The sequence below is a fragment of the Exiguobacterium sp. SH0S2 genome (assembly GCF_004337185.1).
GTDB classification, from domain to species: domain Bacteria; phylum Bacillota; class Bacilli; order Exiguobacteriales; family Exiguobacteriaceae; genus Exiguobacterium; species Exiguobacterium aurantiacum_A.
In genome coordinates this window covers 301,555-316,430 of sequence record NZ_SJVB01000002.1, presented here as the reverse complement: position 1 = coordinate 316,430, position 14,876 = coordinate 301,555, and the positions used below count along the sequence as shown (strand labels likewise).

At 55.8% G+C, this 14,876-nt stretch carries 16 protein-coding genes; 12 read left to right on the top strand and 4 right to left on the bottom strand.

Translation table 11 applies throughout. The annotated features are described in order from the left end of the window. Nucleotide 1: 1 nt before the first annotated feature. The 9 genes from EVJ21_RS06375 (at nucleotide 2) to EVJ21_RS06335 (ending at nucleotide 7,893) form a co-directional block, all read left to right on the top strand. Entirely contained in the window at nucleotides 2-982 is a 981-nt protein-coding gene (locus EVJ21_RS06375) for a glycosyltransferase family 2 protein (protein WP_131490130.1), read from the top strand. Nucleotides 983-995: 13 nt separating this feature from the next. Further along, nucleotides 996-1,694 (top strand): WbqC family protein, encoded by a 699-nt coding sequence (locus EVJ21_RS06370; protein ID WP_236636563.1) that lies wholly within the window; start codon nucleotides 996-998, stop codon nucleotides 1,692-1,694. Nucleotides 1,695-1,717: 23 nt separating this feature from the next. Continuing rightward, nucleotides 1,718-2,839: a DegT/DnrJ/EryC1/StrS family aminotransferase gene (locus EVJ21_RS06365; RefSeq protein WP_131490129.1), complete on the top strand. Its 1,122-nt coding sequence runs from the start codon at nucleotides 1,718-1,720 to the stop codon at nucleotides 2,837-2,839. Further along, a complete protein-coding gene (rfbA, locus tag EVJ21_RS06360) occupies nucleotides 2,836-3,810 on the top strand; it encodes a glucose-1-phosphate thymidylyltransferase RfbA (protein ID WP_131464301.1) in 975 nt (324 codons plus the stop codon). The genes EVJ21_RS06365 and rfbA overlap by 4 nt, the downstream gene beginning before the upstream one ends. Then, nucleotides 3,713-4,762, top strand: a complete 1,050-nt coding sequence (gene rfbB / locus EVJ21_RS06355) for a dTDP-glucose 4,6-dehydratase (protein ID WP_131490128.1) — start codon at nucleotides 3,713-3,715, stop codon at nucleotides 4,760-4,762. The genes rfbA and rfbB overlap by 98 nt, the downstream gene beginning before the upstream one ends. Nucleotides 4,763-4,768: 6 nt before the next feature. Continuing rightward, nucleotides 4,769-5,764, top strand: a complete 996-nt coding sequence (locus EVJ21_RS06350; protein WP_201739981.1) for a glycoside hydrolase family protein — start codon at nucleotides 4,769-4,771, stop codon at nucleotides 5,762-5,764. Next, a complete protein-coding gene (locus tag EVJ21_RS06345) occupies nucleotides 5,761-6,702 on the top strand; it encodes a glycoside hydrolase family protein (RefSeq protein ID WP_131490127.1) in 942 nt (313 codons plus the stop codon). The genes EVJ21_RS06350 and EVJ21_RS06345 overlap by 4 nt, the downstream gene beginning before the upstream one ends. Beyond that, nucleotides 6,699-7,118: a GNAT family N-acetyltransferase gene (locus EVJ21_RS06340; protein WP_131464293.1), complete on the top strand. Its 420-nt coding sequence runs from the start codon at nucleotides 6,699-6,701 to the stop codon at nucleotides 7,116-7,118. Before EVJ21_RS06345 ends, EVJ21_RS06340 begins: the two co-directional genes overlap by 4 nt. 130 nt (nucleotides 7,119-7,248) lie before the next feature. After that, nucleotides 7,249-7,893, top strand: a complete 645-nt coding sequence (locus EVJ21_RS06335; RefSeq protein ID WP_161568943.1) for a thioredoxin domain-containing protein — start codon at nucleotides 7,249-7,251, stop codon at nucleotides 7,891-7,893. Between the two features lie 19 nt (nucleotides 7,894-7,912). Here EVJ21_RS06335 and EVJ21_RS06330 read toward each other — a convergent pair whose 3' ends face one another. Continuing rightward, nucleotides 7,913-8,566, bottom strand: a complete 654-nt coding sequence (locus EVJ21_RS06330) for an excalibur calcium-binding domain-containing protein (RefSeq protein ID WP_131490125.1) — start codon at nucleotides 8,564-8,566, stop codon at nucleotides 7,913-7,915. 214 nt (nucleotides 8,567-8,780) lie between these two features. Further along, a complete protein-coding gene (locus EVJ21_RS06325; RefSeq protein ID WP_070328462.1) occupies nucleotides 8,781-9,020 on the bottom strand; it encodes a hypothetical protein in 240 nt (79 codons plus the stop codon). Between the two features lie 126 nt (nucleotides 9,021-9,146). Here EVJ21_RS06325 and EVJ21_RS06320 point away from each other — a divergent pair, with 126 nt between their 5' ends. Then, the gene (locus EVJ21_RS06320) at nucleotides 9,147-10,388 is read left to right on the top strand and encodes a UDP-glucose dehydrogenase family protein (RefSeq protein ID WP_070328463.1); all 1,242 of its coding nucleotides are present in this window, start codon (nucleotides 9,147-9,149) and stop codon (nucleotides 10,386-10,388) included. 75 nt (nucleotides 10,389-10,463) lie between these two features. Here the strand turns inward: EVJ21_RS06320 and EVJ21_RS06315 are convergent, their stop codons facing one another. Further along, on the bottom strand, nucleotides 10,464-10,937 hold the full coding sequence (locus EVJ21_RS06315) for a DinB family protein (protein ID WP_131464283.1): 474 nt from the start codon (nucleotides 10,935-10,937) through the stop codon (nucleotides 10,464-10,466). Between the two features lie 130 nt (nucleotides 10,938-11,067). Here EVJ21_RS06315 and EVJ21_RS06310 point away from each other — a divergent pair, with 130 nt between their 5' ends. Further along, nucleotides 11,068-11,796: a DUF3784 domain-containing protein gene (locus tag EVJ21_RS06310; RefSeq protein WP_131490124.1), complete on the top strand. Its 729-nt coding sequence runs from the start codon at nucleotides 11,068-11,070 to the stop codon at nucleotides 11,794-11,796. Next, complete coding sequence (locus EVJ21_RS06305) at nucleotides 11,793-12,053, top strand: hypothetical protein (protein WP_070328468.1); 261 nt, start codon at nucleotides 11,793-11,795, stop codon at nucleotides 12,051-12,053. The genes EVJ21_RS06310 and EVJ21_RS06305 overlap by 4 nt, the downstream gene beginning before the upstream one ends. A gap of 28 nt (nucleotides 12,054-12,081) precedes the next feature. On the opposite strand, the gene EVJ21_RS06300 is transcribed toward EVJ21_RS06305, so the two are convergent. Further along, nucleotides 12,082-14,787, bottom strand: coding sequence for an EAL domain-containing protein (locus EVJ21_RS06300; RefSeq protein ID WP_131490123.1), 2,706 nt, complete (start codon nucleotides 14,785-14,787; stop codon nucleotides 12,082-12,084). Nucleotides 14,788-14,876: the final 89 nt, after the last annotated feature.

Here is a 14,876-nt window from a genome sequence, read left to right as displayed (position 1 = left end):
GATGATCATGGTCAGTATCAACTGCATCACCTATAACCATGAGGCGTATATCGGTCAGACGATCGAAGGATTCCTCATGCAGGAGACGGATTTCGACTTCGAGATCCTGATCCATGAGGATGCGTCGACGGACCGGACAGCCGAGATCGTCCGGAGTTACGAACGCATTCATCCCGACAAGATCCGGGTCATTTATCAGACGGAAAACCAGTACTCAAAAGGCGTGTTCGTCAACTTGTTGAACGAAGAGCGGGCCCGCGGCAAATACGTCGCCCTCTGTGACGGTGACGACTACTGGATCGACCCGCACAAGCTGCAAAAGCAAGTCGACTACATGGAAGCAAATCCCGACTGCACGCTTTGCTTCCACGACGCCTACGTTGAGACGGACGACACGTTGCATACGGATTGGCGCGTCATTCCATGGATGCCTGAGAACCGAAAGTATGCGTCGTTTGAAGCGCGGACGTACAACGCCGGTGAGCTGCAACTGCTCGGGTTCATCCCGACGATGTCGATGTTGTACCGAAACGGACTGATCATGGACGGGCCGGACTGGTTGAGCGATGCGCCGGCAAAAGACGGGGCGATGAAACTGTACGTCGCGAGTCATGGCTACGCCTACTATATGCCCGAGGTGATGAGCGTCTATCGATATGGCGTCGCAGGGTCGGCGACGACGATCTGGAACGAAGGGGACCTCGAGCGGGATATCGCGCGTCACGAGGCGTTCATCCGCTTCATCGATACGTTCGATGCGTATTCAAACGGACAGTATCATCAGGAGATGGAACTTTCCCGCATCTCGTTCGAGGTCGGGCTGCACCGGCTGAGACGAGACTATGCCGCTTTAAAGTCACCACGATACGACCGTTACCTTGACCGTTTCGTCGGGAAAGAGCGGATTCGTCCTTACTTGATGGTGCGGCATCCGATCGTCACCGAACTGTTGATTCGGCTTCGGTCGCGGCAGCTGATATAAGGGGGTCGTAAACTTGAAACTGGCAATCATGCAACCTTACTATTTTCCATACCTCGGCTACTTCCAACTCATGGCCGCGGTCGACACGTTCGTCATCCTTGACGATGTCCAGTTCATTAAAGGGGGCTGGATCCATCGCAACACGATCCTGCTCGAGGGTAAAACGAAACCGATTCTCATGCCGGTCGAGCACATGTCCCAACTGCGTTTGATCAATGAGCATGACCGTGTGCTTGATTCGAAGCAGCGGCACTCCCAGTTACGTCTCATCCGTCACGCCTATCAGCGTGCGCCTCACTTTGACGACGTCATGCCGATGGTCGAGCGGATCATGAAAGACGAGGAGCGGAACGTCGCCGCTTACTTAGGGAGTCTCTTGAGTGAGGTGCGTGACTACGTCGGACTCGACACATCAATCGTCTATTCGTCGGAGCTCACGAACGACAAAAATACGAAGTGTGAGCATCTCGTTTTATCCATCTGTGAACATTTAGATGCGGACCATTACATCAACGCGATCGGGGGCACGGCCTTATACGATAAAGCGATGTTCGCCGAAGCCGGGGTCGAGCTCGACTTCATTAAGATGGACCCGGTCACATACCGGCAATTCAATGAACCGTTCACACCGAACTTGTCGATCATCGATGTGCTCATGTTCAACTCGAAACCGAAAGTCCGCGAGCTGTTGAACGCCTACACGCTAACTTGACTTAATAGAAGGAGAGGGACTAGATGAACTTACCGAAACACGATCTGTCGCCGCCGATCCCCGTGACACGTCCGGCGATGCCTGAGTTCGAGGCGTACGTCGAGATGATCCGGCCGCTCTGGGACAGCCGCTGGCTCAGCAATCGCGGCGAACACGTCCGCGCACTCGAAGAAGAATTGACGGAATTGCTCGGTACAGAGCACGTCTCGCTCCTGACGAACGGACATTTGGCGCTCGAGACGGCGATCGACGTCCTCGGCCTCTCGGGCGAGGTCATCACGACACCGTTCACGTTCGCCTCGACGACGCATGCGCTCGTCCGAAAAGGACTGACACCGGTCTTTTGTGACATCAATCCGCTCGACTATACGCTAGACGTCTCGCAGCTCGAGTCGCTCATCACCGACAAGACGTCGGCCATCCTTCCGGTGCACGTGTACGGCAACGTTTGCCACGTCGACGAGATCGATCGCATTGCCAAACGGCACGGGTTGAAAGTACTGTACGATGCGGCCCATGCGTTCGGGGTCACGCATCAAGGACGAAGCATCGCCACATATGGAGACATGAGCATGTTCAGTTTCCATGCGACGAAAGTATTCCATACGATCGAGGGCGGTGCGCTCGCCTACGATGAGACGAGTTACCGAGACGCCATCGAACAGGCCGTCAACTTCGGCATCACCGGACCTGAAGCGGTCGAATCGGTCGGGGGCAACGCCAAGATGAACGAGTTCCAGGCGGCGATGGGGCGCTGTAACTTGCCGCGGTTCGAGCACGACGTCATGAAACGGCGCGCCATCGTCGAACGCTATGACGAACGGCTCAGGGGAATCCCGACGATTCGCTTGAACCGCCGAGGCGACGACACCGTCTCGAACTACGCCTACTATCCGGTGCTGTTCAAAGGCGACCGGCGCCGCCGCGACGAGATGATGGCTTGGCTCGCCGAGCACGGCATCTTCGCCCGGAAGTACTTTTATCCGCTCGTCACCGATTTTGGTTGTTATACGTTCGACGCCCGCGTGCCGAACGCGAAATATGTATCCGACCGCATCTTGACGCTGCCGCTCTATCCGGACATGACGCTCGAGATGGTCGACCGGATTTGCGACTTGATTATTGAAGGAGGGAACCGGACATGAAAGGAATCATTTTAGCAGGCGGTAATGGGACACGGCTCTATCCGATGACGAAAGCAGTCTCGAAACAGTTGCTCCCGATTTACGACAAGCCGCTCATCTACTATCCGATGTCGGTCTTGATGCTCGCTGGGATCCAAGACATTCTGCTCATCTCGACACCGAAAGACATCAATGGCTATGAGCGGTTGTTCGGGGATGGACATCAGCTCGGGTTGTCGATCACGTATAAAGTGCAAGACAAACCGGTCGGTCTCGCCGACGCCTTCATCCTCGGTGCGGACTTTATCGGTGACGACTCGGTCTGCCTCATCCTCGGCGATAACGTCTTTTATGGACAGGATTTGACGCAGTTCTTACGTGACGCGAAACAACGCGAGACGGGGGCTACCGTGTTCGGTTATCCGGTCAAGGACCCACGCGCGTTCGGTGTCGTCGAGTTCGACGATAATCGCCGCGTCATCTCGATCGAAGAGAAACCGGCGCAGCCGAAGTCGAACTATGCCGTGCCCGGTCTCTACTTCTATGACAACCGTGTCGTCGAGTACGCCAAACAAGTCCAGCCATCCCCGCGCGGCGAGCTCGAAATCACCTCGATCAACCAGATGTACCTCGAGGCCGGTGATTTGAACGTCGTCTTGTTCCGACGCGGGATGGCGTGGCTCGATACGGGGACGCCGGAAGGGATGATCAAGGCGTCGGTGTTCGTCCAGACGGTGCAGGAACGACAAGGTTACTATATCGCCTGTCTCGAGGAGATCGCCTGGCGCCGCGGGTTCATCACGTCGACCGAGCTCCGCGATATCGGCCAAACGTTAAAGATGACGGATTACGGGCAGTATATCCTATCACTTCTTGAAGAGGAGCGTGTCGAAGATGAAGACTTTACTCGTAACTGGCGGAGCCGGGTTCATCGGATCAAACTTCATAAAGATGCTTCTGGAAAACGAGCAGTGGCGTATCGTCAACCTTGACGCGCTCACGTACGCCGGTAACCTCGAGACGCTGCAAGACATCGACGACCCGCGTTACGTGTTCGTCAAAGGTGACATCCGGGACCGCGAGACGGTCGAACGCGTGTTTGCGACGTATGACGTGACGCGCGTCATCCACTTCGCGGCCGAGTCGCACGTCGACCGGAGCATCGTCGAACCGGACGTGTTCTTGACGACGAACGTGCTCGGGACACAAGTGCTGTTGGACGCGGCGAAGCGGCACTGGAATTTACGTCCTGATGATAAACACTCACGTGACTATTCGGAAGGCGTCAAATTCGTCCACGTCTCGACCGACGAGGTGTACGGGACGCTCGGGCCAGACGGGCTCTTCACCGAGACGACCCCGCTCGCCCCGAACAGTCCGTACTCGGCCTCGAAAGCGAGCTCCGACCTTATCGTCCGAGCCTATCACGAGACGTACGGCCTCCCGGTCAATATTACGCGTTGCAGCAACAATTACGGACCATACCAATTCCCCGAGAAGCTGATCCCGCTCATGATCCAACGCGCCGAGCGCGGGGAGACGCTCCCGGTGTACGGTGACGGTCAACAGATCCGTGACTGGCTCCACGTCAAAGACCATTGCGTGGCGATTTGGACGGTCGCTGAGCGGGGACGCGACGGCGACGTGTATAACATCGGTGGCAACAATGAACAAGCGAACGTGACGATCGTCCGCTTAATTTTAGAACTGCTCGGTAAAGATGACTCCCAGATCACATTCGTCACCGACCGTCCCGGGCACGACCGCCGCTACGCGATCGACAACACGAAGATCACGACCGAGCTCGGATGGCGTCCGGCCTACACGTTCGACCAAGGCTTGCGGGAGACGGTCGACTGGTACGTCACGCATCCTGACTGGGTCGACCACATCGTTTCCGGGGATTATGCACACTACTACGACAAGATGTACGCGAAAGGGTGACGGGGAATGGCTGAGACGACGAAGACGACGAAGACGACGAAGACGACGTACGAATGGACGAACCGGCGCTTGCTGTTCAGTCCGGAACGAGATACCGACATCGATTGGATGGATGCATTCGCGCAGGCGCCGTCCGTACTCGAGCGCGATACGTATTTGCGCATCTATTTCAGTTGCCGGCCGAAACCAATCGATGGCCGCTACGTCAGCTATAGCGCTTACGTCGACGTCGATAAACGAGACTTCTCGATTTTACGCGTGAGTGAAGAGCCAGTGCTTTCACTCGGGGAGCGGGGCACGTTCGACGAGTTCGGCATCTATCCGTTCTCGGCAATCGACGCCGGGGACGAGGTACATGCCTACTATGGCGGCTGGACACGTTGTACGTCGGTCCCGTTCAACGTCGCTATCGGCAAAGCAGTGAGTCAGGACGGTGGCAAGACGTTCGAGCGGATCGGACCGGGACCGGTTTTGTCGTATACGCTCGATGAACCGTTCGTCTTGAGCGGGCCGAAAATCCGGCGCTTTGGAGACATGTGGTACTTGTTTTACATCGCGGGCCGGGAGTGGCTCATGCACGAAGGTAAACCGGAACCGGTGTACAAGATCCGTCTCGCCACGTCAGCCGACGGCGTGAACTGGGTGAAACAAGAGCGCGACTTGATCGAGAGCATCGTCCCGGACGAGGCACAGGCGAGCCCAGACGTGTTTTATGAGAACGGGTCGTACCATATGTTCTTCTGTTATCGCGACGCGACCGATTACCGGAAGAATCCCGAACGGACGTATCGGCTCGGCTATGCGTCGTCGCCGGACTTGTTGAACTGGACGCGCGACGATGACGTCATGCGCTTCATCCGCTCAGACGTCGGGTTTGACGACGAGATGGTCGCCTATCCACACACGTTCGTCGTCGGCGGAAAGCGTTATCTGCTCTATCTCGGCAACGAGGTCGGACGGGCCGGTTTCGGCATCGCCGAGCGGAAGGAGGAAACGACATGAAGTGGCGGAAACTCGGGCATATTTTCGATCCCAAGCCGCACGGCTTTTTCGGGGACTATTCTGCGTTCGCTCAATCACCGCAAGCACTCGTCTTCGACGACTTCGTCCGCATCTACTTCTCGACCCGGGAGCCGGATGCGGACGGGACGTTCAAGAGCCATATCCGTTACGTCGATATGACACCGTCGTTCGAAGTGATCGCCGTATCGCACGACCCGGTCATCCCGCTCGGAAAACTGGGCACGTTCGATGAGCACGGCATCTTCCCGTTCCACGTCACGCGGACGGACGCGGGCCTGTACGGATATACGAGCGGCTGGAGCCGACGCGAGTCGGTGTCGGTCGAGACGGGGATCGGCCTGTCGATCAGTCATGACGACGGGCATACGTTCGAGCGGATCGGTGATGGGCCGGTGCTATCGGCGAGTGTCGATGAGCCGTTCCTCGTCGGGGACCCGTTCGTCTTCACGAAAGACAAGCAGTATATGTACTACATTTACGGTACGACGTGGAAGACGGGACCGGACGGCGTCGCCGAACGGACGTACAAGATCGCGCTCGCGACGTCCGAGGACGGGCGCACGTTCACCCGGTACGGCCGCATCGTCGATGATGTGATTCCAGACGAGAGCCAGGCACTCCCGACCGTGTTCGAGGCGGGTGGCCGCTATCACATGGTGTTCTGTTTCCGTGACACGTTCGGCTTCCGGGACGACCCGACGCGCGGCTACCGGCTCGGTTACGCTTATTCCGACGACCTCATGCAGTGGACGCGCGACGACGCCTCGCTCGGTTTCGAGCGGAGCGACTCGGGGTGGGATTCAGCAATGGAATGTTACCCGCACGTGTTCGAGATGAACGGGCGGCAGTATTTGTTGTATAACGGCAACGCCTTCGGACGTGACGGCTTCGGTGTCGCCGTCTTGGAGGACGTATGATCACGCTCGGCCGCGGGTCGGTCGCCGACTACGAGGCCCACCTCGAGGCGTGTGATGCCTTGTTCCCGACGGCACTGTCGGAACGGATCGACTTGCACGAATATGCGCGCAAGCTGCATGACCGGGCGACATCGTTCGAACTGTGGGACGACGACCGGTTGCTCGGCCTCCTCGCGGCCTACTTCGATACGGACGTCGCCTTTATCAGCCATATCTGTGTCTTGCCGGAGGCGCCGAAAGGGAGCGGGCATGACTTGTTGGTCAGACTGTTCGATGAGGCGGCGCAGCATCATAAGCAGTTGATCCGGCTACACGTCGAGAAGACGAATGAGCACGCCATTTCATTTTATAGAAAGCATGGCTTCGTCGGGACGGGACAAGCGGGGAACGATGTGATTATGGAGCGCGAAGCGTGAAGGTTCTGAATAGAATCGAAGCGCTTCTTTTTGTTTGGCCCGGGGAGTGTCAACAGAACGTCACTCGAATTTTCATAGGAGGCATGGTATAACAGATTTATGTGAATAAATGAACAAACGGAGGATGAGCATGAAACGTTTACTATTGATTTTACTCGGTGTGATGATGTTGGCGGCTTGCGGGACAAGCGAGGCGGATGAACGGGGAGAGCAGTTTACATATACGAGGTATGAGCTCCCGCTCGAAGATAAGATCGCGCTCGGCGATGGTTCGCACGAGATCGTCTTCGTCTTTGACTACAGTTGCCCATGGTGCAAAAAATGGATGGAGAGCGTCTTGCCGGAGATCGAGTCGCGGTGGATCGAGACGGGAGAGGCGACGTTCAAAGGACAGCCGCTCGTCTTGTTGAATGAGCAGTCGCAACTGCTCGCTAGTGTCGATGCGAATGCGGAACAAGTGATGCCGGAACGGTACTATGCGTTGCAACGCCACATCGGGCTCGACGCCGAGACGGTCTCGGATTTTGGTACGGAGGCGTACGTCCGACGGCTTGCGGAAACGTTCGATGTGGACGCGGAAGCTCTGCTCGCGCCGCAAGTCGACGCGGGGATTCAAAACGCACGGCTCTATACGCGTGACTTCGGCGTCGAATACGTGCCGACCGTGTACGTGAACGGGATTAAGTTGCTCGATGCGTTCAGCTTAGAGGAGATGGAGCGGGTCATGTCTGGCGAGATTGAGGCGGGGGACCAAGTCGAGATGCCGAAAGAATGAACAAGCGACACCCTCATTTCTACTGGGTGTCGCTCTGTCCGCAGGCGATGCCGTCAAGATCGGTGTCGAACGACAGCAAATAGGCGTCGTGCTCGAGTGGGACACCGTCCGGGTAGACCGCGTTCAAATCGAGGCAGGAACTGTACACCTCGAAGAACGCATCCGTCTCGTCGGCCGCGGCGATTGCGTCGTCTTGGAGGGCGGCTAGTTCACTTTCGAGTTGCTCGTTCAAGGCGTGCGCTTCCCGCAATTCGTCTTCGAGCGCGTACATCTCGGTCCGTTGCGTCTTAACGACTTCTTCTAGATCGAACACTTTTTGAAACAAGTTGTCTTTCATCGTGTCTTCGCGGACGGCAAGGCGTGCCTCGAGTTTCTCGGTCACGTCCCGCTCGATTTGAATCGCTTGCCAAGCGAGGGCGTCGGCATGTTGTTCCTCGAGGGCGAGCAGAGATTCGTCGTAGCTCGCCTCGACCTCAGCTAAGTCGGCGCTGACGTGCAGCTTGTCTTGTTCCAAGTTGTAGTAGTAGACGCTCGAGCCGACGAACAGTAAATATAAGACGGTCGCGAAGACTTGTAGTTTGATCGGCTCGACCGGATGTTCGGCGAACCAGATGAACACGAGGCTGAGCGTGCTCGCCACGCATGCAGCCGTGATGAACGTCATGATCGTCATAGACACCCCTCTTTTCCTAGACTCTCTTTGACTATTCCTGTTTCGACTCGAAAACGAAGCGACAACGCGAGCATACTTTCAAGAAATCGAATCGACAGCTAGATGTTGAACAACATTTATCACAGCGAATGTTCACGTGTCATACATATCGAAAAAGCAGGAGTTTCGGCAGATTCGTGGAATACTGCAAAAAGAAAAAAGCGTTCGACTGTCGTCAAACGCTCTTCTTGTCTTCAAGCTGTTGATTTTTACGCCATTTCCAAATCACGAGACCGAGGACGAGGAAAATCGGAGCGGCCACCCAAGGACGGGCTTCGAGAATCGCGACAATTTCAAAGATGGACAACCATCCGCTGATCATGACGAGGATGAGCAACAAGGTTCGCAGTCCCCCCCGGACCGGAAACCAGTAATAGATGAATAACGTGATCAAAAAGAAAGCGAGCAAGCCCATGCGGTTAGTCCTTTCTAGCATCATTTTGACCAATTATAGCAGACAACATTGCGAGAGTGTTAGAGGGTTCCCTTTAAGACGACTTTTCGCTACAGTTGAAGATAGATTATCTAAGGAGGAACTAGCGTGAAATTTGGAATCATCGGCTTAGGATATGTCGGATTAGCCACCCTGTGTGGCCTTGCAAAAGCGGGACATGAAGTCATCGGTGTCGAGAAAGACCAACCGAGACTGCGCCGCCTCATGAGCGGCCACGCACCGTTTCACGAGCCGGGTATGGCGGAAGTGCTCCAAGACTATGCAGACTCGATCACACTTACGGATAACACCGCCGACACAAATGATGTCGATTACTTGTTCTTAGCTGTCGGTACGCCGAGCAAGGAAGACGGCAGCTGCGACATGACGTTCGTCGATGCCGCTTTGTCTGAGATCAACACGAAACAAAAAATCGTCATCCGCAGCACTGTGCCACCGGGGACGACCGACTTACTTAGCATCATGTATCCATCCCACACGTTCGCAATCGTGCCGGAATTCTTACAAGAAGGGCGTGCGCTCGCCGACGTCCTTAAACCGCAACGCGTCGTCATCGGCAGCGGGAATCTTGAAATCAGCGAAGAACTCGCCGGTATTTATGGCCGTCTCGGTGTGCCGATTGTTTGCACGACACCGATCAACGCCGAATTGATCAAATACGCCTCGAACGCATTTTTAGCCACAAAGATCAGTTTCATGAACGACTTGTCACGCCTCGCGGATAAAGCAGGCGCCGACATCGCGACGATTGCCGACGGGATGGGGCTTGACCCGCGCATCGGACGTTCTTACTTAAACGCTGGTCTCGGTTACGGCGGCTCGTGTTTCCCGAAAGATATGAACGCGCTCTTGAACGTCGCGGCCGAGAACGAACTCGACTTGCCGGTCATCCGTGCGGCGATTCAAGCGAACGATGAACAGATTGCCTATGTCGCATCGAAGATCGAACACCGTCCGAACCTGCGTGTCGCTTTCCTCGGTCTCGCCTTTAAACCAGGGACGGACGATATGCGTGACGCACCGTCGATCACACTCGCCAATCACTTACGGTTACGTGAAGTCGAAGTCGTCGGCTACGATCCGCTCGCGAAGTGGGAGTACCGTCAAGCGTTGACACCAGAAGAAGCGCTTAAAGGAGCCGACGTGGCGATTCTTGTCACGGAATGGGACGAACTCGTCAACTTGAAGCCGGAAGCGTTCGCCGGGATGCGGACGAAACGGTTGATTGACGCACGCAACGCATGGAAGTATGCGCGCGACCCAGAAGACGTCGAGTACGAAGGCGTCGGCCGCATGCAGGGCAAGACGAACACACCGTCATCGAAATGAGCAAAGACGAGACCTTTCAACAGGTCTCGTCTTTTTGGTTGCGGTCCATAACATAAGTGCTGAGTGCGACGGCGGTTAGCGATTCGTCTGTTCTTTTGTCGGGCCCATGACACCGGGAACGTGTTGTCCGGCCTGGCGTAAAAGTACCGTCATCTGACCACGGTGATGCGTCTGATGGTCGATCATCATGCGGAGGACGGCACCGCGCGGCGTCATCTTCCCGTGGACGTCGACTTCTTCTAGCAAATAGTCATCTGTAAAACCGTCAGCGGCGCTTGAGATTTCTTGCGCGTATCGTTCGTACTGGTCGGCGATCACGCTCGCTTGATCGGGCTGGGTCAGGCTCTTCAAAGCTGAGAGACGGAAACCGAGCAAGTTCGTGAAGTAGCCGAGCGCGGTCGTGACGTGCCAACCGATCCAACCGAGCGAGTTATGGTCGGGGACGATTTTTTGGCCGAGCGTGTCATCGGTCATGGCACGGAGCACGTCGAGCGTGCCGGTCGATGATTTTGTCCAATCTTGTTTGAAGTCGTTAGCGGTACGATACATAAGACTACCTCCTCTTGCGTATTCTACCGCTAGTATACGCATGTGCCTTTCGTTCGCGCACGTCTGATGATCCGATGAAACATTTCGGTCGGTTTTTCCGTAGAATGAAGGAGATAGGAGGGACTCGTTCATGTGGATTCTTGTATTTGCAGCACTACTCATGTTTGTCCTCGGTTTTGCCGTCCACAAGTTAGGGTGGCATTTTCTCATCTCGGGCTATAACACGATGAACGAAGCAGACAAGGCACGCGTCGACATCAAACCGGTCGCGCGGTTGATCGGTATCATGTGTTACGGCATCGGCTTCATCTTTCTCATCGTCGGCCTCATTGATTGGTTCGGGCTCGTCGTCCCAATCGAGCCGCTCTTTATCGTGCTCATCCTGTTCATCGTCGTCATCCTTTGGCGCGCCCAAAAGTATGACGGGAATATTTTTGACGACACGGGACGGCTTCGTCCGGGCGGGAAGAAGAAACTCATCCCGATCGTCCTCGTCTCTGTGCTCTTGCTCACGGTCGTGCCGGGGCTCCTGCTTTGGTTCTCTCAACCGACCGAGGTGACACTGACCGATACGGCACTCGTCATCGAAGGCAGTTACGGGCAAACCGTGCCGTATGACGAGATTGTTGATGTCATATTGACCAACGTCCCGGACGTCGAGCGTCGAACGAACGGGGCCGCTACAAGCTCACAACTGACAGGACACTTTCGAACGACTTATAAGGAAGACGTGCTTCTCTTCATCAACCGTGACGCCACAGCCGCCATCCGCATCGACTGGAGCGGAAAACCGATCTATCTAAATCTTGAAACGAACGAAGCAACGGAACAATTATATGAGGAGGTGATCACTCGATGAGTCCATGGTACGCGCGCAACATGCCGTTCTTTTTCCTGACGTTCTTTTTTCCGCCGCTCGCGCTGCTCTTGCTCGTCTGGCAGTGGGACAAATTCACGACGGACCGGGGCATCAAACTGTTTTTCGCGGTCGGGATGACGGTGTTCATCGTGTTCGGTCTATTGCCGCGCGGCACGCTTCCGGTCATTCTGCCGATCATTTTCGGCTTGATCGCCTTAAAGCTCGTGCTGAACGTGATCAGACGAAAAAAAGGCTGACGCGCTAGACGTCAGCCGATCGGGACGCTCAGTCAGGGCGTCCTTTTTTTTCGTTCACCCAAGCCTCGAACGCGTCAGGTTTGAGCGCCGGGGCGTAGTAATAGCCTTGCCCGAGCTCGACCCCTTCGGCAATCATCCGTTCAAGGTCTTCCTTCGTCTCGATGCCTTCGGCGAGTGATGTGAGCGCCTGCTCGCTCGCGAAGCGTGAGACGGCACGGAGGAAGGATGTGCTGTCTTTCGCTTTCCCGCTGACGTACATCCGGTCAATCTTCACTTCTTGAATCGGTAAGTGCCAAATCGCTTCGAACGAGGCGTAGCCGGTGCCGAAGTCATCGATCGACAAGCAGTAGCCGAGGTCGGCGATGTCCTCGAGCCGCTCGAGCTCGTTCGCATGTGACATGATGTCGGCCGACTCGGTCAATTCGATTTTCAAGCGGTCCGGCAGCCACGGGTACGTCTCGATCAAATCACGCAGCTTCGTGACGATCGACGGGTCGACCGAGTGGGCAGACAAGTTGTACGACAACGAGACGCCGGAGAATGACGTATCGCGCCAAGCGACGAGCTGGTTGATGACTTGGTCGAGGATCGAGTGAGATAACCATAAAATCTGGTCTGACCGTTCGGCGATCCGGATGAACTCGTTCGGCGGGACGTGACCGATATCCGGATGCTGCCAACGGGCGAGCGCCTCGGCCCCGACGACGCGTCCAGTTGTCAACTCGACTTGTGGCTGGTAGGCGACGGTGATGTGTCCTTGCTCGATCGCCTCGGGGAGCGCCTGTTCGATCAAGGCGGCCCACTGCAGCTGGGCGAGGATGCTCGCGTCATACCAGACGAACGGCGTCCGCGTCTCTTTGGCGTGTTGGAGTGCTCGTGTCGCCTCGAACAAACAATCGGTATAGTTCGGCGTCGTGTGTGCCGCCCCGATTTGAACGTGGACGGTCTGCCGTTTTTGATTGATCAACAGTTCGGTCGGGAACAGCTCCATCAGTTCATGTTCGTCGAGCGTGCTGAACCCTTTGACGTACAACATGAGCGTGTCGTCACGATAGCGGCCGAACAAATGATGCGCATACTTCTCGAGCCGGTCCTCGACGTGACGGGCGAACTCGGTCATGAGCAGGTCAGCATAAATCGTATCGTACCAGTCAACGAGATGGTGGAAATCGTTCAACTTGATCAAGAGGAACGTCCCATCGATGTCTTGTTTTTCCCACGCTCGGATAAAACCGTATTCGTTATACAGTTCGGTCGCGAGGTCGAATCGGACGAGGCGATCGACTTTCCGTTCGCGCTCGACGCGCTCGGTCTCATCTTCGAGGATCAAGTAGTACGTGAGTGTTCCCCCGCGCTTGAGCGGGATGATTTTCGCGTTCAAGAAACGGGCATGTTCTCCTTTTAAATGCAAAATGAATTGTGCGCTCGTCCCGTGCTCGGTCACACCTTCAAGCGCTTCCTGGAACAGGCGACGACCTGTGTTAGTGAATAGCTGGTTGATCTCGTACAAGTTCCGGGCGCCGAAGAACTGATCGAACACATCGTTCCGTTCGATGAAGTTATAGGCATCATCGATCAACGCGATGGCGAGACCGGTCTCTGAGAACAGGGACGACCAACGCTCGTGATAGCGGAGCAGGTCGTTCGATTGCGTCTCGAGCGTGTTGACGGTCGAATGGACGCTCACCGCAATCTCGCGGAGCTCGTCCTCGATGCCACGGAAGTCATGACTGGCCGGGAATGACGCCTCGACCGGTTCGGTGCTTGGGTCGATGGCGAGCGCACGGGCTTTCAAATGACTTAAATCATGGGCATACATTTTACGTGTATAGCAAAGCGCGACCAAGAGTCCGGTCGAAAGCACGAGCGTCGCGAGCAGGACGAGGACGGCGAGCGTCCCATATCGGTTTCGTTCCTCTAGGAGCAATGACTCGGTCGACGAGCGGATAGTCTGGAGAACTTCATGCGAGTCTTCGTAAAACTTGGTCCCGTTGACGTAACGCGCCTCGAGCGTCGAGCCGGTCGAAGTCAGTCGTCCCAACGCTAGGGCGCTCTCCGTTAAATCAGCGGTCGATTTCGTTTGGAGAGTAGGATTCGTCGCGATAATCTCTTCAAGTAAACGCGCTTCAGTGGCGATGGAGGCGAGTTCGGCTTCTAATTTTTCTCGGTCCGGCGTCTCCGCCAGCAAGTTCGTCACGTTTTGGATGAACGTCATCTGCATCCGCATGACGGCATCGGTCAACTCGTAGGCCGTGTTCGCTTGGGCGGTCCGCTCTAAGCCTTGGTAGAGCCAACGCCGATCAATCGATTCGATGACGTCAAACGGGACGTTGTCGAATTCGCTCAACTCGCCGTCGAGCGTCTCTTCTAGTCGTTCAGAAAAAGCGAGGAGGGCATCCCGTTCGCGTTCGTGGACCCCGGTCTCGAAATCATCGAGCAGCTGGGTGTTATACTGGAGCGCGCGTTCGCGATAAGGCGAGGACAACAACGCCGTCGGCTGGCCCGAGTTCAGTTCGTACAGTTTCGCGGCCTGGTGGAGGACAAGGTAAGACTCGACGCCGGCAAGGTCGGATGCATGGTTCAAGTTCGTCACGGACTGATCGACGCTGACGTGTTTCTCTTTCCAGTAATAGCTTAATCCGAGACCGAATAACAGCACACCGACGAGGCAGGCGACAGCAAGTACCATCGTATAGATCCGGTACGGAATTTTGGCGAATCGGTTGCTTCCCATCGTACACTCCCTTTCTACCTTTCCTATCTTATATCGCATTTCGAGTCTTTCAAGTGAAATCCTGCTAACTGAAAAAAAACCCGACAAAG